The organism is Pseudomonas koreensis (assembly GCF_024169245.1).
Taxonomy (GTDB): Bacteria; Pseudomonadota; Gammaproteobacteria; order Pseudomonadales; family Pseudomonadaceae; genus Aquipseudomonas; species Aquipseudomonas koreensis_F.
The window spans coordinates 3,628,987-3,646,972 of sequence record NZ_JALJWP010000001.1; the positions used below are offsets into that span (position 1 = coordinate 3,628,987).

The following is a 17,986-nucleotide window of genomic DNA, read 5'->3' on the forward strand; positions in this document are numbered from 1 at the left end:
CTCAATGCTCCCGGCTGGCAAAGTCGATGCGCGGATCGACAAAGGTGTAGGTGAGGTCGCCAATCAGTTTCACCACCAGCCCGAGCAGGGTGAAGATGAACAGCGTGCCGAACACCACCGGGTAATCGCGGTTGATCGCCGCTTCGAAACTCATCAGACCGAGGCCGTCGAGGGAGAAAATCACTTCCACCAGCAACGAGCCGGTGAAGAAAATACCGATGAACGCCGAAGGAAAACCAGCAATCACCAACAGCATGGCGTTGCGGAACACGTGGCCGTAGAGCACTCGATGGCGGGTCAGGCCTTTGGCCTTGGCGGTGACCACGTACTGTTTGTTGATTTCATCGAGGAAGCTGTTTTTGGTCAGCAGGGTCATGGTCGCGAAGTTGCCGATCACCAGCGCGGTAACCGGCAATGCCAGGTGCCAGAAGTAATCGAGGATCTTGCCGCCCAGGCTCAGCTCATCGAAGTTGTTCGAGGTCAGGCCGCGCAGGGGGAACCAGTCGAGATAACTGCCGCCGGCAAACACCACGATCAGCAGGATCGCGAACAGAAACGCCGGAATCGCATAGCCGACGATGATCGCCGAACTGGTCCAGACGTCGAAGTGGCTGCCGTGTCGCGTGGCCTTGGCGATGCCCAGCGGGATCGACACCAGATACATGATCAGCGTGCTCCACAGCCCCAGCGAGATCGACACCGGCATCTTTTCCTTGATCAGGTCGATGACCTTGGCGTCGCGGAAGAAACTGTCGCCGAAATCCAGCTGCGCGTAGTTCTTGACCATGATCCACAGGCGTTCCGGGGCCGATTTGTCGAACCCGTACATGTGCTCGATTTCCTTGATCAGCGCCGGGTCCAGCCCCTGCGCACCACGGTAGGACGAACCGGCCACCGCGACCTCGGCACCGCCGCCGGCAATCCGGCTGGTGGCGCCTTCGAAACCTTCGAGCTTGGCGATCATCTGCTCGACCGGCCCGCCGGGTGCGGCCTGGATGATCACGAAGTTGATCAGCAGAATGCCGAACAGGGTCGGGATGATCAGCAGCAGTCGCCGAAAGATATACGCCAGCATCTGATTACTCCGTGCCCGCAGGGTCGGCTTGCAGTTGGGTTTCGACTTCTACGGCAGGCTTGGCGTCAGGCTTGACCCACCAGGTGTTGATGCCGATGTCGTACTTGGGCGAGGTTTTCGGGTGACCGATGTGGTTCCAGTAGGCCACGCGCCAGCTCTTGATATGCCAGTTGGGCACCACGTAGTAGCCCCATTGCAGTACGCGATCCAGCGCGCGGGCGTGGGCCACCAGACTTTTGCGCGAGTCGGCGTTGATCAGGCTTTCCACCAGTTGGTCAACGGTCGGGTCTTTGAGGCCCATGCTGTTGCGGCTGCTCGGTTTGTCGGCGGCGGCGCTCATCCAGTATTCGCGCTGCTCGTTGCCCGGCGAGTTGGATTGCGGAAAGCTGCCGACCATCATGTCGAAGTCCCGCGAACGCACGCGGTTGATGTACTGCGAGACGTCGACGCGGCGGATCACCAGATCGATGCCGAGGTCGCTGAGGTTGCGCTTGAACGGCAGCAGCACCCGTTCGAATTCGGTCTGGGCGAGGAGGAATTCGATCACCACCGGTTTGCCGGCGGCGTCGACCATTTTGTCATCGACGATTTTCCAGCCGGCCTCTTGCAACAGTTGATACGCCTCGCGCTGCTGGGTGCGGATCATGCCGCTGGCGTCGGTCTTCGGGTTTTCGAAGGCTTCGCTGAACACCTGGGCCGGCAGTTTGCTGCGGAATGGCTCAAGGATTGTCCGCTGATCGGCGTCCGGCAGGCCGGTGGCGGCCATTTCCGAGTTCTCGAAGTAACTGCGGGTGCGCACGTAAGCGCCATTGAACAATTGCTTGTTGGTCCATTCGAAATCGAACAACAGCCCAAGCGCCTGGCGCACGCGGACATCCTGGAACAGCGGACGGCGCAGGTTGAAGACGAAACCCTGCATGCCGGTCGGGTTGCTGTTGGGGATCAGTTCCTTGATCAAACGGCCCTCGGTGACCGCCGGAACGTTATAGGCGCTGGCCCAGTTCTTCGCGGTCATCTCCAGCCAGTAATCGAACTGCCCGGCCTTCAGCGCTTCGAGGGCGACGGTGTTGTCGCGGTAGTAGTCGGTGGTCATCGTGTCGAAGTTGTAGAAACCACGGTTGACCGGCAAGTCCTTGCCCCAGTAATCCTTGACCCGTTCGTAACGTACCGAACGGCCAGCCTTCACTTCGGTGACCTTGTACGGGCCGCTGCCCAGCGGAATTTCCAGATTGCCCTTGTTGAAATCGCGACTGGCCCACCAGTGTTTCGGCAGGACCGGCAACTGGCCGAGGATCAGCGGCAGCTCGCGGTTGTTGCTGTGCTTGAACTTGAACAGCACTTTCAACGGGTCTTCGACGATGGCTTCGGCGACGTCGTTGTAGTAGCCGCGAAACATCGGCGAGCCTTCCTTGGTCAGCGTCTCGAAGCTGAACACCACGTCTTCGGCGCGCACCGGGTGGCCGTCATGGAAACGTGCTTCCGGGCGCAGGTAGAAGCGCACCCAGCTGTTGTCGTCGGCTTTCTCGATCTTGCTGGCGATCAGGCCGTATTCGGTGAACGGCTCGTCGAGGCTGTGTTTGGTCAGGGTGTCGTAGATCTGGCCGATGTCATCGGCGGGCACGCCTTTGTTGATGAACGGGTTGAGGCTGTCGAAGCCGCCGAAACCGGCCTGACGGAACACGCCGCCCTTGGGCGCATCGGGGTTCACGTAATCGAAGTGCTTGAAGTCGGCCGGGTATTTCGGCGGCTCGTTGTACAGGGTCACGGCGTGTTGCGGGGCAGCAAAGGCCAGCCCGGCGAACAGCAAGCCGCTGGCCTGCACGAGCAGGATGCGAACAGGGTTCATCGATCTTTCTCCGAAGACTTCAGCCACCACGCGCTCAGGCCTAGGGTGTAGGGCGGCGTGGTGACAAAGGCCAACCGGTTGCGGTAGGCCAGACGGTGATAATTGAGGTACCAGTTGGGAATGCTGTAGTGCTGCCAGAGCAGCACGCGGTCGAGCGCCTTGCCGGCGGCGACCTGCTCGTCGCGGGTGCGCGCGGCGAGCAGTTGTTCGAGCAGGTGATCGACCACCGGATTGGCGATGCCCGCGTAATTCTTGCTGCCCTTGACGGTCACCTGGCTGGAGTGAAAGTACTGCCACTGCTCAAGACCGGGGCTCAAGGTCTGGCCGAGGGTCATCGAAATCATGTCGAAATCAAATTGATCGAGGCGCTGTTTGTATTGCGCACGATCAACGGTACGCAGGCGCGCGTCGATGCCGATGCTGTTGAGGTTCTCGATATACGGCTGGTAGAGACGCTCCAGGCTCGGATTGACCAGCAGCAGTTCGAAGCGCAGCGGTTGGCCATCAGCGTTTTGCAGACGCTGACCGTTGAGTTTCCAGCCGGCTTCGGCGAGCAGGGCCAGCGCCTTGCGCATGGTTTCCCGGGGAATGCCTCGGCCGTCGGTTTTCGGCAGGGTAAACGGCTCGGTGAACAGTCGGGCTGGCAGCTGCTCCTTGTAAGGCTTGAGCATCAGCCATTCATGGCCGACCGGCAGGCCGGACGCAGTGAATTCGCTGTTGGGGTAGTAGCTGGTGGCGCGTTTGTAGGCATCGCTGAACAGCGCGCGGTTGGTCCACTCGAAGTCGAACATCAGCCCCAGCGCTTCGCGGGTCTTGACGTCGGCGAAGGTCGCGCGGCGGGTGTTCATGAACAGGCCTTGGGTCTGGGTCGGGATCCGATGCGGGATCTGCGCCTTGATCACCTCGCCACGACGCACGGCAGGGAAGTTGTAGCCGTTGACCCAGTTCTTCGCCTGATGCTCGATGTAGATGTCGAACTCACCGGCCTTGAACGCTTCGAACGCCACATCGCTGTCGCGGTAGAACTCGACTTCCATGCGATCGAAATTGTACTTGCCGCGATTGACCGGCAGGTCCTTGCCCCAGTAATCCTTGACCCGTTCGAAGATCAACTGCCGCCCCGGCGTGACTGAGGTGATGCGGTACGGCCCGCTGCCCAGTGGCGGCTCAAAGGTGGTGGCCTTGAAATCGCGATCCTTCCAGTAATGCTGCGGCAGCACCGGTAACTCGCCCAGGCGCAGGATGAGCAATGGATTGCCCGAGCGCTTGAACACGAAACGAATGCGCTGCTTGTGGAGAATGTCGACCCGCAGCACTTCCTGCAGCGCGGTGCGATACAGCGGATGGCCGTCCTTGAGCAGCGTTCGATAGGAGAACGCGACGTCGTAGGCGGTGATGGGGGAGCCGTCATGGAAGCGCGCCTCGGGGCGCAGATTGAACACCACCCAGCTGCGATCTTCGCCGTACTCCACCGATTGTGCGATCAAACCGTAGCTCGACGCCGGCTCGTCGCCGGACGGCGAATACTGCCCGGTGCCGACCATCAGCGGCTCGTTCAGCTCGTTGATGCCGTACTGCAGGAAGTTCGCTGTGGTGACCGGGCTGGTGCCCTTGAAGGTGTACGGATTGACCGTATCGAAGGTGCCGAACGCCATCACCCGCAACGTGCCGCCCTTGGGCGCTTGCGGGTTGACCCAGTCGAAGTGGGTAAATCTGGCCGGGTACTTGAGCGTGCCGAACTGCGCATAACCATGACTTTCGGTAATCGTCGCGCTTGCGGGTGAGCTCAAGGCCAGGCTGATCAGGAGCAGGAGGAGGGCACGCTTCAAGTCAGATCCGATCCAGCGGCTTGGGCTTTGTGGGCCGTACAGTAACAGCTTGTCTGGACAGGAAAAAGATGCGGGTTAAAGAGCCCCTCACCCTAACCCTCTCCCGGAGGGAGAGGGGACTGATCGTGGTGTCTGGGCGAATTGCACCGACGTGCGATACCGAGTCGAACTCAGATTTTGAAAAGCCTGGAGATCGGCTCCCTTTCCCCCTCGCCCCCTTGGGGGAGAGGGCTGGGGTGAGGGGGATGGTTCTAAAGCACACCACAAAAACTTCATCCAAAAAAAGCCCCCGAAATCTCAGGGGCTCTTCTGTCAGTGCGGCTGATAAACCGTGAGCATCTGCCCCGGCTTCAACGCCTTGCCAGCACCCGGATTCCAGCGCTTGAGATGTTGCATCTCGACGTTGAAGCGCTTCGCCACCACGTACAGGGTGTCGCCGCGCTTGACCTTGTACTGGGTCTGCTGCTTGCTCTCGTCCTTGCCTTTGGTCTTGGTATTCGCCGCGACCACGGTGTTGACCCGACCGGACTTGCGCGCCGGAGCACGCTTGGTGTTGTCCTGCATGACCAGGGTCTGGCCAACCTTGAGATTCTTGCCGGTCAGCTTGTTCCAGCGCTGCAGATCCTTCACTTCGACCTTGTTGGCCTTGGCGATGGAGCCGAGGTTGTCGCCCCGCTTGACCCGATAAGCGCGTTTGAGCTGCGCGACTTCAGACGGATCGGCACCTTCGAATACCGGTTTCAGCGAGCGCGGGCTTATCAGCTCGTCCGGACGCATGGTCTGCAGACTGGCGGTCAGCAGTTGTGCCTTGGACGTCGGCACCAGCAAATGCTGCGGACCGTCGATGGTGGTGCGCTGTTTGAAGGCCGGGTTGAGCTGGAACAGTTCGTCTTCGTCGATGTTGGCCACCGCAGCGACCTTGGACAGGTCCATGCGCTGGTTGATTTCGACAACCTGGAAGTACGGTTCGTTGGCGATCGGGTTGAGGTTGACGCCGTAGGCTTCCGGCGCCAGTACCACTTGCGACAGTGCCAGCAGTTTCGGCACATACGCCTGGGTTTCCGCCGGCAGCGGCAGGTTCCAGTAGTCCGTAGGCAGGCCGAGCTTTTCGTTGCGCTCGATCGCCCGGCTCACGGTGCCTTCACCGGCGTTGTAGGCCGCCAGAGCCAGCAGCCAGTCACCGTTGAACATGTCATGCAGACGAGTCAGGTAGTCCATCGCCGCTGTGGTTGAAGCGGTAATGTCGCGACGGCCATCGTAGAAACGCGTCTGGCGCAGATTGAAGTAACGCCCGGTGGACGGAATGAATTGCCACAGGCCCACGGCATCGGCACGGGAATAGGCCATGGGGTTGTAGGCGCTCTCGATCACTGGCAGCAGGGCCAGTTCCAGCGGCATGTTGCGTTCTTCGAGGCGTTCGACGATGTAATGAATGTAGAGGCTGCCGCGTTCGCCGGCATTCTCGAGGAAAGAGGGGTTGCTGGCGAACCACAGGCGTTGCTGCTCGATGCGCGGATTGACGCCAAGGCCTTCCTGCAACTGGAAGCCCTGGCGCATGCGTTCCCAGATGTCCTGGGGCGCCACGGGGGTGGGCTTCTCGGTCAGCCAGATCGGCTTCTGCTTGGCTCGCGCAGCAATGTTCGGCGTGTGCGTCGCTTCAGTCTGCGGAGCGTGGCTGGAGCAACCCGCCAGCGTGGCGGACACAGCCACCGCGATGGCTTGCGCCAGGCGGGTCAAAGCATCTGAATTGACGGACTTACGTATGGATGACGACATTGGCTGGAAGTAAGTTCCGGGCAAAAATGTCGGGCGATTCTAGAAAGCGCACCCCCCGCGGTCAACCATTGAGAATTTCCGTGCCCGCCAGCCGCTTGCTCAGAACGTGTCTTTCCACGCTCGCAACGCCGCAAACACCTCACTCGGCGCCCGGTTTTGAGCGCCTTCCCGTTCGTCCACTTTTTGTGTAACCAATGTTTCAGAAGTGCGTAAAAACGGATTGGTGAGCTTTTCCAGCGCCAGCGTCGACGGCAGCGTCATTACGCCGTTCTGCCGTTGCTGAATGACCTTTTCCAGACGAGCGGCAGTGTGCGGATTGCCTGGCTCGACGGCGGCGGCAAACTTGAGATTGCTCAAGGTGTATTCATGGGTGCAATAGACCAGCGTATCTTCCGGTAGGCCCGCGAGACGGCTGAGCGAGTGATACATCTGCTCGGGCGTGCCTTCGAACAGTCGGCCGCAACCGGCGGCGAACAGCGTGTCGCCGCAGAACAACAGGCCATGGTGGTAATAGGCGATGTGCCCCAAAGTGTGACCGGGCACTGCATAGACGTCGAAGTCCCAGCCAAGCACGCTGACGCTGTCATTGTCCTTGAGCGCTACGTCGCGCGCCGGGATGCTTTCGCTGGCCGGGCCGTAGACTTTGGCGCCGGTCGCCGCTTTCAGGCGCTCGACACCGCCGACGTGGTCGTGGTGATGGTGGGTGATCAGAATATCGCTGAGCACCCAGCCCGGGTGCGCATCGAGCCACGCCTGCACCGGGGCGGCGTCGCCCGGATCGACCACCGCACAGCGCTGGGTCTGATGATCCTGTAACAACCAGATGTAGTTGTCGGTGAACGCGGGCAGGGCACTGATCTGTATCATCGTCGGAATTCGCCAAGCAGAAAACATTGGCGCATCTTAGTAGTTCCTGGCGCGTTGGAGAATGACATGACCGATAAAGCGTTCGCTCAGGCCGATCCCGACTGGCTGGCATTGATCAGCGCTGCCCGCGAATGGCTGTCGGGGCCGCTCGGGCAATTTCTGCTGGATGAAGAACGGCGCATGCTCGATGACGAGCTCGGCCGCTTCTTCGGCGGTTATCTGGTGCATTACGGCCCGTCCGCCGAAACCCCGCCGGCGGCGCCGCAAGTGCAGCGCAACGTACGTCTCGGCGCGCCGTTGCCCGGGGTCGAGATCGTTTGCGAAGAACAGGCCTGGCCATTGAGCGAGCATGCCGCCGACGTGGTGGTGATGCAGCATGGCCTGGATTTCTGCCTGTCGCCCCACGGTTTGCTGCGTGAAGCGGCCAGCAGCGTGCGTCCGGGCGGGCATCTGCTGATCATCGGCATCAACCCCTGGAGCACGTGGGGCCTGCGGCATTTCTTCGCCAACGATGCCCTGCGCAAGGCGCGCTGCATATCACCGTCGCGGGTTGCCGACTGGCTCAATCTGCTGGGCTTCGCGCTGGAGAAACGCCGCTTCGGGTGCTATCGTCCGCCGCTCGCGTCGCCCAAGTGGCAGAACCGCCTGGCCGGCTGGGAACGCAAGGCCGGGGACTGGCAGTTGTCCGGCGGCGGCTTCTATTTGCTGGTGGCGCGCAAGATCGTGGTGGGGCTCAGGCCATTGCGCCAGGAGCGCCGCGAGCCGATGGGCAAGCTGATTCCGCTGCCGATGGCCAAGGTCAACCGCCGCCGCATCGAACCGTAAATCTTCTTTTATTTGTGGCCGGGCTTGTCCCGGCCGCGGTCATTGTCGATCCGTGATTGGCAGGACAGGCATTTTTCTGGAAAGACTGGCATGAGCGAAAGCGTGGAAAGCGTCGACACCGTAGAACTGTTCACCGACGGCGCCTGCAAGGGCAACCCCGGCCCCGGTGGCTGGGGTGCTCTGCTGGTGTGCAAGGGCGTCGAAAAGGAACTATGGGGCGGCGAGGCCAACACCACCAACAACCGCATGGAACTGCTCGGCGCGATCCGCGGCCTCGAAGCACTCAAGCGTCCCTGCGAAGTGCTGCTGGTGACTGACTCGCAGTATGTGATGAAAGGCATCAACGAGTGGATGGCCAACTGGAAGAAGCGCGGCTGGAAAACTGCCGCGAAAGAACCGGTGAAGAACGCCGATCTGTGGAAAGAACTGGACGAACAGGTCAACCGCCACAAAGTCACCTGGAAATGGGTGCGTGGGCATATTGGTCATCACGGTAACGAGCGGGCGGACCAGTTGGCCAATCGTGGCGTTGACGAAGTGCGCGGTTACAAGCAGACCTGATTCCCTCCGTTGCACCGTGGTGCCCCAATCGCGAGCAGGCTCACTCCTACAATTGGAATGCATTTCCCTGTAGGAGCTGCGGGACGCTGCGATCTTTTGATCTTGCTGTAAAAAAAATCAAAAGATCGCAGCCTTCGGCAGCTCCTACAGGCTTCATCCCCAGCGTGTTAACATCCGCGTTTTTTTGCAAGATCGACCCATTGAGAGCTGAGCACTGATGGCCACCAGATCCGTTGTACTCGATACCGAAACCACCGGCATGCCGGTGACCGATGGTCACCGGATCATTGAAATCGGTTGCGTCGAACTGATCGGTCGGCGCCTGACTGGCCGGCACTTTCACGTTTATCTGCAACCGGATCGCGAAAGCGACGAAGGTGCGATCGGTGTGCACGGCATCACCAACGAATTCCTCGTCGGCAAGCCGCGCTTTGCCGAAGTTGCCGACGAGTTCTTTGAATTCATCAAAGGCGCGCAGCTGATCATCCACAACGCGGCGTTCGACGTTGGCTTCATCAACAATGAATTCGCGTTGATGGGCCAGCACGATCGCGCCGACATCACCCAGCATTGCACAATCCTCGACACCCTGATGATGGCCCGGGAACGTCACCCGGGGCAGCGCAACAGCCTCGACGCGTTGTGCAAACGTTATGGCGTCGACAACTCCGGCCGTGAACTGCACGGCGCCTTGCTCGACTCGGAGATTCTCGCCGACGTCTACCTGACCATGACCGGCGGCCAGACCAGCCTGTCGCTGGCCGGCAATGCGTCTGACGGCAATGGCACGGGCGAGGGCGCGGACAATTCGGCTACGGAAATCCGCCGCCTGCCGGTTGATCGTCAACCCGCGCGCATCATCCGCGCCACCGAAGAAGAGCTGGCTGCGCATCTGGTGCGGCTGGAAATCATCGCCAAATCGGCGGGAGCGCCGGCGTTGTGGACGCAGATTGCCGAGGCTGATGCGCAGGCCTGAAAGATCGAAAAATCAGAAGATCAGAAGATCAGAAGATCGCAGCCTTCGGCAGCTCCTACGGGGATTGCATTCCACAGTAAGGGACGAGGAAGGCGGCGGTTTTTTGCTTTTGGCGACATGAAGCCAAGTTGCCACCCTCGCCACATCCGCTGCAACCCTCTACCCTGAGTGCATTGGCGGGTGCAGATCTGCCGCCTCAGGACACTGAGTCTCATGTACGAAGATTTGAAATTTGCGCTGGCGATCTTCCATCGCGACATCAAGGTCGACTACGTCGGCTGCGTCAAGGAATGAGGGCTTTTCCCAGTATGCGACCGGTCATGAATCCGAAATACCCAGGGTTGTCGGTGCGTGTAGCCGACGAAGGTTTTGCGCCGTATATCTGGGGCAGTGACTTCAGTTTCGAGGTCGCCGCCTATGGCGCCGCCGTGATCGGCAAACCGGTCGAGCAATGGCCGGTGACGCCGATCGTGCCCTATCGCAAGTGCTACGGCATCGATCCGGAGGAGTTCAGCGCCTTTCACAACGCGCCCGACAGCGCAATTTTCATGGCCTACCTGGACGACGAACCGGTCGGCCACCTGGTGATCAGCACCAACTGGAACGGCTTCGCCCACATCGATGAACTGGCGGTGCACGCCCCGGCCCGGCGCCACGGGGTGGCCAAGGCGCTGCTCGATGTAGCGCAGTTCTGGAGTCGCAAGAAAAAGCTGCCGGGCATCATGCTCGAAACCCAGAACAACAACCTTGGCGCCTGCCGTCTGTATGAACGCTGCGGTTACGTGATTGGCGGTATCGACCAGTTGCGCTATCGCGGCATCGATCCGCATACCGCCGAAGTCGCATTGTTCTGGTATCGGCTGTTCGATAATCCGCTGGAAAACCCACTCAGATCGACAGCATCGCCTCGGCTTGTTCCGTGATGATCGCCAGCAGGGTCTGAGTTGCCGGTGCTGGCGCTGCGTGTTTGAAGGTCAGCGCGTAGAGGCTGACCGGCACCGCCGGTGACAGCGGGCAGACGTCCAGCCCGCCGGCGCGAGCACCCAAAGCGGTGAACGGATCGACGATGGCCAGGCCTTCGCCGGCCTCGACCATGCTGCGCATCATCTGATGGGTCTGCACGCGGGTCTGAATGCTCGGTGCCGGGCGCAAGGCCTGCAGTTTGTTTTCCAATGCCGGGCTCAGCGGATCCTGCCCTTCGAGACCGACCATGGCCTGACCGGCCAGGTCTGCCAGAGAAATATATTTCTGTTTCGGCTGCAGCCAGCCGTGCGGAGCGAGCAATTGCAGTTTGCCCTGGGCGAGCGGTTGGCAGTCGATATCGGGGTGTTCGGGGTCGTGCAGGCTCAGGCCCAGATCGCTCTCGCGCAGTAACAGGCTGCGGACGATGTCCCGGGTCGGCGCGCTGAGCAGGCTGCAAGGTGCATCCGGCAAACGTCGGCGCAGGGCTGCCAGGCTTTGCGGTAACAGCTGTTGAGCCAGCGGCGGGGTGCCGATGATGCGCAGGGGCGGGGCGAGGTATTGCTTGAGGCTGCTGGCCAGACGCTGCACCGGCTCCAGCGCTGCATAGACGTGCGCGATTTCCACCTGCAAGGCGCGCGCTTCGGGGGTCGATTGCAGGCGCCCGCGAACGCTGGCAAACAGCATGAACCCCAACTGGCCTTCGGCTTCGCGCAAACGCTCTTCGACCTCGGTCACCGGCAATTGCAGCCATTCGGCGGCGGTGCCCAGGTGACCGGTCTGCAAGAGCGCCTGAATCACTTCGATGTGGCGTAAACGCATGCGTGAAGTCCATGTTCAGCAAATGGGGTCAGGCGCTGAATCCTACCCCAAGTCTGCACGCATGACTTCTGCTCATAACGATCAGTTATGACGCGACGCTGGTCTCGGGTTCACGGGTAAGGGTTACGCCCGACTGAACCAGCACGAACTCGTTGTCATCGAGCTTATTGACCCGATCGCCAATGGCCAGTTTGTAGGTGGTAACGGGCTCCGAGCCAGTGGATCCGTCTGCAGACGGGTTCGATTCCTGGAATTCATGCACGGAATAAACACGGCCTTCCGCGTCTCTTGCATGAAACTGACCGACGAGTACTGCTGCCATCTGCTTAGAACCTCTGGAGATAAAACGCTTGATTTGCGGCTTTGTAGACCGTCACCAAGCTCGGTAAGTTTTCTTACAGGAAAAAAATATTCCTCGCGCAGGAAAAACCAATGATCACTGGTGAAAGCGTCACTGGATCATCTATAACTAGCGACTCTTCCCACAGACCATCGAGAGTCTTCCATGAGCAATGTCTACAACGTCGCTGTAGTGGTCGGTAGCCTGCGCAAAGCATCGATCAATCGCAAAGTCGCACTGGCCCTTGCCGAACTGGCACCGGCCAATCTCAAGCTCGAGATTGTCGAAATCGGTGAACTGCCGCTGTACAACGAGGACATCGACGGCGATTCTCCGCCCGCAGCCTACAGCACTTTCCGTCAGAAAGTGGCGTCATCCGACGCGGTGCTGTTTGTCACCCCCGAGTACAACCGCTCGATTCCGGCACCGTTGAAGAACGCCATCGACGTCGGCTCCCGCCCTTATGGCCGGAGCGCGTGGAGCGGCAAACCCGGCGCGGTGATCAGCGTATCGCCAGGCGCCATCGGCGGTTTCGGCGCCAACCAGCACCTGCGCCAGACCTTTGTTTTCCTCGATATCCATTGCCTGCAACAGCCGGAAGCGTATCTGGGAGGCGCGGGCAATGCGTTTGATGAAGCGGGCAAGCTGAGCGAATCGGTGAAGCCATTCCTGCAGAAATTCATTGATGCTTACGGCCAGTTCGTAGAGCAACACAAAAAATAATCTCACCGAGATTTTGGCTGCTTACAGAACCTGTGGGAGCGAGCTTGCTCGCGAAGGCGTCGTCAGCCGGTGCAAAATTGCTGACTGGACCAGCGCTTTCGCGAGCAAGCTCGCTCCCACAGGGGTATTTATTCACCTTGGCATTTGTCATCGTTCCACATCATCTCTTTGAAGGCTCCTGCGAATGCTCGCTGCGTCACTGATTTTCCTGCTGACCATTACCCTCGTCATCTGGCAACCCAAAGGCCTCGGCGTCGGCTGGAGTGCGACGCTGGGCGCCGTGCTGGCTTTGATCTTCGGCGTCGTTCATCTCACGGATATTCCGCTGGTCTGGCAGATCATCTGGAACGCCACCGGCACCTTCGTTGCGCTGATCATCATCAGCCTGTTGCTCGACGAGGCTGGCTTCTTCAATTGGGCAGCGCTGCATGTGGCGCGTTGGGGGCGGGGCAGTGGGCGCAAGCTGTTTGCCTTCATGGTGCTGCTCGGCGCGCTGGTGTCGGCGCTGTTCGCCAATGACGGCGCGGCGCTGATTCTTACGCCGATCGTGATTTCGATGCTGCTGGCGCTGCGCTTTTCCCCGGCGGCAACGCTGGCCTTCGTTATGGGCGCCGGGTTTATCGCCGATACGGCGAGCCTGCCGCTGGTGGTGTCGAACCTGGTCAACATCGTTTCCGCAGACTTCTTCCACATCGGCTTCAACCGCTATGCCGCGGTGATGGTGCCGGTCAACTTCGTCAGCGTTGCGGCGACGTTGGGCATGTTGCTGTGGTTCTTTCGCCGCGACATTCCTGCGTCTTACGACCCTGAACAACTGGAAAACCCGAGCACTGCGATCCACGACAAGGCGACGTTCCAAGCCGGTTGGGCGGTGCTGGTGATCCTGTTGATCGGCTGCTTCGCCCTCGAACCGCTGGGCATTCCGATCAGCGCAATTTCGGCGGTGTGCGCCGCGCTGCTGCTGGGTATCGCCGCGCGCGGCCACAAGATCTCCACGCGCAAAGTGATGAAAGAAGCGCCGTGGCAGATCGTGATTTTCTCGCTGGGCATGTACCTGGTGGTGTACGGCCTGCGCAACGCCGGGCTCACCAGTTACCTCGCCGGGTGGCTGGACGTATTCGCCGGGCACGGCGTGTGGGGTGCGGCCATGGGCACCGGGGTTTTGACGGCGCTGCTGTCGTCGATCATGAATAATTTGCCGACGGTTCTGATCGGATTGCTGTCGATCGACGCGAGTCAGGCCAGCGGGGTGATCAAGGAGGCGATGATCTACGCCAACGTGATTGGCAGTGATCTGGGGCCGAAGATCACCCCGATCGGCAGTCTGGCGACCTTGTTGTGGCTGCACGTGCTGGAGCGCAAGGGCATCCATATTGGCTGGGGTTATTACTTCCGCGTCGGGATTGTGTTGACCGTGCCGGTGTTGCTGGTGACGTTGGCGGCGCTGGCGGTGCGGTTATCCATATAGACCGAGTTGTCCTTTTCGCGAGCAGGCTCGCTCCCACAGAGAATGCATTTCAAATCTGGAATGCGGTCCCTGTGGGAGCGAGCCTGCTCGCGAATTCGGTCAGGCACCAAAAATCTCAGGCTTGGCCAGGGACATTCGGCCAAAGATCTGCCACCAGAAACAACCGCTCCGCCTCTTCCCATTCGCCCTGGGCATTCTCGGTCAGGCGCACCATCAGCTGCGCCGGGGCCAGCGCTGGCAGATCCTCCAGCCACAAACGCAAATGCTCATCCGCCCAGACCTGATCCGCCGGGTAATGCGCTGGGGCGAGCCAGGCGTGGCGGGGCAGGGGTTGCCAGCGTCCCGGCGGACGTTGCGCGACGAACGCCGGCCAGTCCCTCTGATGCAGCCAGCTGCCGCGCAGATGTTGCGGATGGGCGCCGTTCGGTGGGTCAGCCTGCCCGGGCCACGGATACAGCAGATAACCGCCCAGCCACAGCTGCGCGCTGAAGGTTTCGATGTCCAGCGCCGCGAGTACTTCGCGGCTTTCCGGACGCGCCGAGATCGGTAACTGATGCTCGGCCAGATGCGCCAGTTTGCGATCCAGCCGATCATGGCACCCCGGCCCCAGCCACTGCGCGGGATCGCGGCCGTCGCCAGCCTGCGGGCCGAGGTAGAGCTTGATCGCCAGTTCCAGATGGTGCACGCCGTCGCGGTCACGCAGCAGCATGTCGAGTTCGCCGAGGGTGTGCCCGGCGCGGCGGATCGGCAGGTTGGCGGCGATCAGGTCGATGCCCGGTGCGTGCTCCACGGCGAACTGCCACAGGCGTTCGTAATACAGGCCCAGACGCCGGGTGCGCGCCTGGGACAGCCATTGCAGCAGGCCGTAACTGTCGCGGTCGAGCTGACGCAGCCAGTGTTCGAGACGCTGTGGGTCGTGCACCCAGTCGCTGCCGGCCAGCGGATGACGCTGCGGCCACGGCGTGTCGGCGAGCATCGGCGGCGCGAGGATCACCCACGCCAGGTCCCGCACTTCGGGATGGCGTAATTGATGGGGCAGTTGAAGCAAATCGGGAAACAGGATCATCTTGCGAGCATAGCCTTAAACCGAGCCCACCCTTGAGGCTGAAAGGATTTTGTCTATCTGGCGCTTTCGCCCATAATCGGGTTTTCGCGTTTTCGATTGTCCGCAGAGGTCCCATGGAGCAATTTCGTAATATCGGCATCATCGGTCGCCTGGGCAGCTCCCAGGTGCTGGATACCGTCCGCCGACTGAAACGCTTTCTGCTCGACCGTCACCTGCATGTGATCCTCGAAGACACCATCGCTGAAGTCCTGCCCGGCCACGGCCTGCAAACCTCGTCGCGCAAGATGCTCGGCGAAGTCTGCGACATGGTCATCGTCGTCGGCGGTGACGGCAGCCTGCTCGGCGCCGCGCGGGCGCTGGCCAGACACAATATTCCGGTGCTGGGCATCAACCGTGGCAGCCTTGGCTTCCTCACCGATATTCGCCCGGACGAGCTGGAAATCAAGGTCGCCGAAGTGCTCGACGGCCACTATCTGGTGGAAAACCGCTTCCTGCTGCAAGCCGAAGTGCGTCGCCATGGCGAGGCCATCGGCCAGGGCGATGCGCTCAACGATGTGGTGCTGCACCCGGGCAAATCGACGCGGATGATCGAATTCGAGCTGTACATCGACGGCCAGTTCGTCTGCAGCCAGAAGGCCGACGGCCTGATCGTCGCCACGCCCACCGGGTCCACTGCCTACGCATTGTCCGCCGGTGGGCCGATCATGCATCCCAAGCTCGACGCTATTGTGATTGTGCCGATGTACCCCCATACCTTGTCGGGACGGCCAATCGTGGTCGATGGCAACAGTGAGCTGAAAATCGTCGTGTCCAAAGATATGCAGATCTACCCGCAGGTCTCCTGCGACGGCCAGAACCACTTCACCTGTGCACCGGGCGACACCATCACCGTGAGCAAGAAAGCGCAGAAACTGCGCCTGATTCATCCGCTCGATCACAACTACTACGAGGTGTGCCGGACCAAGCTTGGCTGGGGCAGCAAGCTGGGGGGCGGAGGCGACTGATGCTCGATCCCGCGCGCAGTTACGACCTGATCGGTGACGTGCACGGATGCGCTCTGACCCTCGAACACTTGCTGGACCGTCTCGGTTATCACAAGCAGGGCGGGGTCTGGCGCCATCCTTCGCGCATGGCGGTGTTCGTCGGCGACATTATCGACCGCGGCCCGCGGATTCGCGAGGCGCTGCACATCGTCCACGACATGGTCGAGGCGGGGCAGGCGCTGTGCATCATGGGCAACCATGAATTCAACGCCCTCGGCTGGGTGACCCCGGCGCCACCGGGCAGCGGCAAGCAGTTCGTGCGCGAACACACCAAGCGCCATGCGCGCCTGCTGCAGGAAACGCTGACGCAATTCGAAAACCATCCGGGCGACTGGCATGACTTCCAGCAGTGGTTCTACGAGCTGCCGCTGTTCGTCGATGCCGGACGCTTCCGCGTCGTCCACGCCTGCTGGGATGCCGGATTGATCGAGCCGCTGCGGGCGTTGTTCCCCAACGGCCGCGTCGATGAGCATTTCCTCCAGGCTTCAGCCGTTCCCGGCAGCTTCGCCTGCACCGTGTTCGACCGCTTGCTGCGTGGCACCGACATGCGCCTGCCGGGCGGCCTGACCATGACCAGCGGCGATGGTCTGGTGCGTTCGTTCTTCCGCACCAAATTCTGGGAAGACGACCCGAAAACCTACGGCGATATCGTCTTTCAGCCCGATGCGTTGCCGGAACCTGTCGCGCAGACGCCGCTGACTTCAACCGAAAAAAACTCACTGCTGCGCTATGGCGTCGACGAACCGTTGCTGTTCGTTGGCCACTACTGGCGCAGCGGCAAACCGGCGCCGATCCGCCCGAACCTCGCGTGCCTGGATTACAGCGCCGTGCTCTACGGCAAACTGGTGGCCTATCGTCTGGATCAGGAAACGCGCCTGGATCCGCAAAAATTCGTCTGGGTCGATGTCGAGCGGCCGGAGGTGCTGCAATGAGCGCGGTAGCGGTATTGCGCCTGCCGTTGGCGGTGGATTTGAGCGGCTTCGTCAAGCTGCTGCAACGTATGCAAGTGCCCCATCGGGTCAGCGAAGAAGCGGGCGAGCAGGTGCTGTGGGCGCCGGAGGAAATCAGCGAGGACGTGCGTTCGCTGTACGAGCGCTTTCCGGCCGGCGACCCGGATCAGCAACTGGACATGCCCGTGGGCCAGACCTTCAAAAGGCCGGGTTTTGCCGAACAGCTGAAACACGCCAGGGCCACCGGATTCGTTCTGCTGCTGAGCCTGATCGTCGGCGGTCTGACCTTCCTCGGTGAAAACCTCGAGACGCTGCGCTGGCTGACCTTCCTCGATTTCCGCGTGATCGGCGAGTACATCCACTTCACGCCGCTGGCCGACAGTCTGGCGGCAGGGCAGTGGTGGCGGCTGATCACGCCGATGCTGATCCACTTCGGCATCCTCCATCTGGCCATGAACGGCATGTGGTATTGGGAGCTGGGGCGGCGCATCGAATCGCGTCAGGGCAGCATCAACCTAATCGGCCTGACGCTCTTGTTCAGTCTGGTGTCCAACTACGCGCAGTTCGTCTGGAGCGGCCCGAGCCTGTTTGGTGGGCTGTCCGGCGTGCTTTACGGCTTGCTCGGGCATTGCTGGATCTTCCAGTTGCTGGCGCCGAACCCGGCCTATCGTTTGCCGCGCGGCGTGCTGGTGATGATGCTGGTGTGGCTGGTGGTGTGCATGTCCGGGCTGATTTCGCTGATCGGTTTCGGTCAGATCGCCAACGCCGCGCACCTGAGCGGGTTACTCATCGGATGCTTCACCGGTTTGTTGGGCGGTTTGTATAACCGCCGTAAACTCGCCGTCTAACATTTTTGTTT

The 17,986-nt window shown here is 61.0% G+C and carries 17 protein-coding genes; 9 read left to right on the forward strand and 8 right to left on the reverse strand.

Annotated features, from left to right (window positions below):
• Position 1: 1 nt before the first annotated feature.
• The 5 genes from J2Y90_RS16250 to gloB all read right to left on the reverse strand — a co-directional run bounded on the left by J2Y90_RS16250 (position 2) and on the right by gloB (position 7,393).
• Positions 2-1,075: a microcin C ABC transporter permease YejB gene (locus tag J2Y90_RS16250; RefSeq protein WP_016774154.1), complete on the reverse strand. Its 1,074-nt coding sequence runs from the start codon at positions 1,073-1,075 to the stop codon at positions 2-4.
• A 4-nt stretch (positions 1,076-1,079) separates the two neighbouring features.
• Complete coding sequence (locus tag J2Y90_RS16255; RefSeq protein WP_253500835.1) at positions 1,080-2,921, reverse strand: extracellular solute-binding protein; 1,842 nt, start codon at positions 2,919-2,921, stop codon at positions 1,080-1,082.
• On the reverse strand, positions 2,918-4,750 hold the full coding sequence (locus tag J2Y90_RS16260; protein WP_253500836.1) for an extracellular solute-binding protein: 1,833 nt from the start codon (positions 4,748-4,750) through the stop codon (positions 2,918-2,920). The genes J2Y90_RS16255 and J2Y90_RS16260 overlap by 4 nt, the downstream gene beginning before the upstream one ends.
• Positions 4,751-5,062: 312 nt before the next feature.
• On the reverse strand, positions 5,063-6,526 hold the full coding sequence (locus tag J2Y90_RS16265; protein ID WP_041480626.1) for a transglycosylase SLT domain-containing protein: 1,464 nt from the start codon (positions 6,524-6,526) through the stop codon (positions 5,063-5,065).
• A 99-nt stretch (positions 6,527-6,625) separates the two neighbouring features.
• Positions 6,626-7,393, reverse strand: coding sequence for a hydroxyacylglutathione hydrolase (gene gloB, locus J2Y90_RS16270; RefSeq protein WP_253500837.1), 768 nt, complete (start codon positions 7,391-7,393; stop codon positions 6,626-6,628).
• 66 nt (positions 7,394-7,459) lie between these two features.
• On the opposite strand from gloB, the gene J2Y90_RS16275 reads away from it, so the two are divergent.
• The 4 genes from J2Y90_RS16275 (at position 7,460) to J2Y90_RS16290 (ending at position 10,678) form a co-directional block, all read left to right on the forward strand.
• The gene (locus J2Y90_RS16275; RefSeq protein WP_041480625.1) at positions 7,460-8,218 is read left to right on the forward strand and encodes a class I SAM-dependent methyltransferase; all 759 of its coding nucleotides are present in this window, start codon (positions 7,460-7,462) and stop codon (positions 8,216-8,218) included.
• Positions 8,219-8,308: 90 nt separating this feature from the next.
• A complete protein-coding gene (gene rnhA / locus J2Y90_RS16280; protein ID WP_064390484.1) occupies positions 8,309-8,779 on the forward strand; it encodes a ribonuclease HI in 471 nt (156 codons plus the stop codon).
• Positions 8,780-8,996: 217 nt separating this feature from the next.
• Positions 8,997-9,755, forward strand: coding sequence for a DNA polymerase III subunit epsilon (dnaQ, locus tag J2Y90_RS16285; protein WP_133339872.1), 759 nt, complete (start codon positions 8,997-8,999; stop codon positions 9,753-9,755).
• 308 nt (positions 9,756-10,063) lie between these two features.
• Positions 10,064-10,678, forward strand: coding sequence for a GNAT family N-acetyltransferase (locus tag J2Y90_RS16290; RefSeq protein WP_253500838.1), 615 nt, complete (start codon positions 10,064-10,066; stop codon positions 10,676-10,678).
• Here the strand turns inward: J2Y90_RS16290 and J2Y90_RS16295 are convergent.
• Together J2Y90_RS16295 and J2Y90_RS16300 are read right to left on the reverse strand one after the other, a co-directional pair.
• Positions 10,644-11,537 carry a LysR family transcriptional regulator gene (locus J2Y90_RS16295; protein WP_253500839.1) on the reverse strand — a complete coding sequence of 298 codons (894 nt, stop codon included), beginning with the start codon at positions 11,535-11,537 and terminating at the stop codon, positions 10,644-10,646. The two genes, J2Y90_RS16290 and J2Y90_RS16295, sit on opposite strands and share 35 nt — an antisense overlap.
• A gap of 85 nt (positions 11,538-11,622) precedes the next feature.
• Positions 11,623-11,859: a hypothetical protein gene (locus J2Y90_RS16300; protein ID WP_123418551.1), complete on the reverse strand. Its 237-nt coding sequence runs from the start codon at positions 11,857-11,859 to the stop codon at positions 11,623-11,625.
• A gap of 183 nt (positions 11,860-12,042) precedes the next feature.
• On the opposite strand from J2Y90_RS16300, the gene J2Y90_RS16305 reads away from it, so the two are divergent.
• Positions 12,043-12,600: an NADPH-dependent FMN reductase gene (locus tag J2Y90_RS16305; RefSeq protein ID WP_253500840.1), complete on the forward strand. Its 558-nt coding sequence runs from the start codon at positions 12,043-12,045 to the stop codon at positions 12,598-12,600.
• Positions 12,601-12,784: 184 nt separating this feature from the next.
• Positions 12,785-14,068, forward strand: a complete 1,284-nt coding sequence (locus J2Y90_RS16310; RefSeq protein ID WP_253500841.1) for an arsenic transporter — start codon at positions 12,785-12,787, stop codon at positions 14,066-14,068.
• 115 nt (positions 14,069-14,183) lie between these two features.
• Here the strand turns inward: J2Y90_RS16310 and J2Y90_RS16315 are convergent, their stop codons facing one another.
• On the reverse strand, positions 14,184-15,134 hold the full coding sequence (locus J2Y90_RS16315) for a DUF1853 family protein (RefSeq protein ID WP_253500842.1): 951 nt from the start codon (positions 15,132-15,134) through the stop codon (positions 14,184-14,186).
• 113 nt (positions 15,135-15,247) lie between these two features.
• Between J2Y90_RS16315 and J2Y90_RS16320 the strand changes: the two genes are divergently transcribed.
• Genes J2Y90_RS16320 through J2Y90_RS16330 form a run of 3 tightly spaced genes read left to right on the forward strand, consistent with a single transcriptional unit; the run spans position 15,248 to position 17,975 of the window.
• Entirely contained in the window at positions 15,248-16,138 is an 891-nt protein-coding gene (locus J2Y90_RS16320) for an NAD(+) kinase (protein ID WP_041480619.1), read from the forward strand.
• On the forward strand, positions 16,138-17,109 hold the full coding sequence (locus tag J2Y90_RS16325; protein WP_253500843.1) for a metallophosphoesterase: 972 nt from the start codon (positions 16,138-16,140) through the stop codon (positions 17,107-17,109). Before J2Y90_RS16320 ends, J2Y90_RS16325 begins: the two co-directional genes overlap by 1 nt.
• Positions 17,106-17,975 (forward strand): rhomboid family intramembrane serine protease, encoded by an 870-nt coding sequence (locus J2Y90_RS16330; RefSeq protein WP_253500844.1) that lies wholly within the window; start codon positions 17,106-17,108, stop codon positions 17,973-17,975. Before J2Y90_RS16325 ends, J2Y90_RS16330 begins: the two co-directional genes overlap by 4 nt.
• The last annotated feature ends 11 nt before the right edge of the window (positions 17,976-17,986 follow it).

What these genes read in the sequence shown, in the direction of transcription:
- J2Y90_RS16310 (WP_253500841.1), top strand. Translation starts at nt 12,785, where the DNA reads ATGCTCGCTGCGTCACTGATTTTCCTGCTGACCATTACCCTCGTCATC.
- gloB (WP_253500837.1), bottom strand. Translation starts at nt 7,393, where the DNA reads ATGATACAGATCAGTGCCCTGCCCGCGTTCACCGACAACTACATCTGG.
- J2Y90_RS16250 (WP_016774154.1), bottom strand. Translation starts at nt 1,075, where the DNA reads ATGCTGGCGTATATCTTTCGGCGACTGCTGCTGATCATCCCGACCCTG.
- J2Y90_RS16275 (WP_041480625.1), top strand. Translation starts at nt 7,460, where the DNA reads ATGACCGATAAAGCGTTCGCTCAGGCCGATCCCGACTGGCTGGCATTG.
- dnaQ (WP_133339872.1), top strand. Translation starts at nt 8,997, where the DNA reads ATGGCCACCAGATCCGTTGTACTCGATACCGAAACCACCGGCATGCCG.
- J2Y90_RS16320 (WP_041480619.1), top strand. Translation starts at nt 15,248, where the DNA reads ATGGAGCAATTTCGTAATATCGGCATCATCGGTCGCCTGGGCAGCTCC.
- J2Y90_RS16290 (WP_253500838.1), top strand. Translation starts at nt 10,064, where the DNA reads ATGCGACCGGTCATGAATCCGAAATACCCAGGGTTGTCGGTGCGTGTA.
- J2Y90_RS16330 (WP_253500844.1), top strand. Translation starts at nt 17,106, where the DNA reads ATGAGCGCGGTAGCGGTATTGCGCCTGCCGTTGGCGGTGGATTTGAGC.
- J2Y90_RS16325 (WP_253500843.1), top strand. Translation starts at nt 16,138, where the DNA reads ATGCTCGATCCCGCGCGCAGTTACGACCTGATCGGTGACGTGCACGGA.
- J2Y90_RS16255 (WP_253500835.1), bottom strand. Translation starts at nt 2,921, where the DNA reads ATGAACCCTGTTCGCATCCTGCTCGTGCAGGCCAGCGGCTTGCTGTTC.
- J2Y90_RS16315 (WP_253500842.1), bottom strand. Translation starts at nt 15,134, where the DNA reads ATGATCCTGTTTCCCGATTTGCTTCAACTGCCCCATCAATTACGCCAT.
- J2Y90_RS16305 (WP_253500840.1), top strand. Translation starts at nt 12,043, where the DNA reads ATGAGCAATGTCTACAACGTCGCTGTAGTGGTCGGTAGCCTGCGCAAA.
- J2Y90_RS16300 (WP_123418551.1), bottom strand. Translation starts at nt 11,859, where the DNA reads ATGGCAGCAGTACTCGTCGGTCAGTTTCATGCAAGAGACGCGGAAGGC.
- J2Y90_RS16295 (WP_253500839.1), bottom strand. Translation starts at nt 11,537, where the DNA reads ATGCGTTTACGCCACATCGAAGTGATTCAGGCGCTCTTGCAGACCGGT.
- rnhA (WP_064390484.1), top strand. Translation starts at nt 8,309, where the DNA reads ATGAGCGAAAGCGTGGAAAGCGTCGACACCGTAGAACTGTTCACCGAC.
- J2Y90_RS16265 (WP_041480626.1), bottom strand. Translation starts at nt 6,526, where the DNA reads ATGTCGTCATCCATACGTAAGTCCGTCAATTCAGATGCTTTGACCCGC.